Genomic DNA, 820 nt, shown 5'->3' with positions numbered 1-820 from the left:
AGTGGCACCGCATCAGTGACGGTTGATACCACCGACCCCGAGAATCCGTCGATCACGGTCAATATCAATGCATCTGGTTTGGTGCCCGACCAACCTCACATTCAACACATCCACGGACGTTTCGCATCGGACCTGGATTCGACTGACACGATCCCGGGGCCATTCCTCGGAGAAGGCGGTGTCGCGATCGATTCGCGGACGCCGGACGCCGGCGACGATGCCAACGGCGACGGCTTCATTACCGTCGGCGAAGGACTCGCCGGTTACGGCAACGTTCTGTTGAACTTGTCCAGCCCACGTGCACCGGTTCCTTTGGAAGGGAATTCACCGTTGGTCGATTTCAACTTGGATGACTTTCCCAAGGCCGAAGACGGCACAATCGACTTCAGCGAGACCTACACGTTTGATCTGAGCGATGTTGACCAAGCTCGCCAGTACAACAACTTGCTGCCAATGTCATTGCGGGAGATTGTGCTGCATGGTGTGAACACAGACATCGCCGTTGACGGGGACGGTTCACCTGATGGTTACCGAGTCACCGGACCAGCGGCTGCGGGAACATTGCAAGCCGTCGGTGGAACTCTGACCGTCGTGAATTCTCAGATCAGCGGCAACACAGCATCCGGCAACGGTGGCGGGATCGCCAACGAAAGTGGAACTGTTTCGATCACAGATACCACCATATCCGGCAATGTCAGCGGTGGTGATGAACCCGGCGAAGGTGGTGGGGGTGTCTTCAATGATGGAGGCACGGTCACGATCACCGACAGCGACGTGTTCGAGAACACCGCGATCGCGGGACTCGGCAATGGCGGCGGGA

The 820-nt window shown here is 57.8% G+C and carries 1 protein-coding gene; it reads left to right on the top strand.

All coding sequences use genetic code 11. The annotated features are described in order from the left end of the window. The coding region (locus tag RE6C_RS26335) for a hypothetical protein (RefSeq protein WP_008661583.1) at positions 1-820 on the top strand (820 nt) is incomplete at both ends.

It is taken from the genome of Rhodopirellula europaea 6C, from assembly GCF_000338295.1.
GTDB classification, from domain to species: Bacteria; Planctomycetota; Planctomycetia; order Pirellulales; family Pirellulaceae; genus Rhodopirellula; species Rhodopirellula europaea.
The sequence above is the reverse complement of the archived record's forward strand: the minus strand, read 5'-3'. Positions and strand labels throughout refer to the sequence as shown.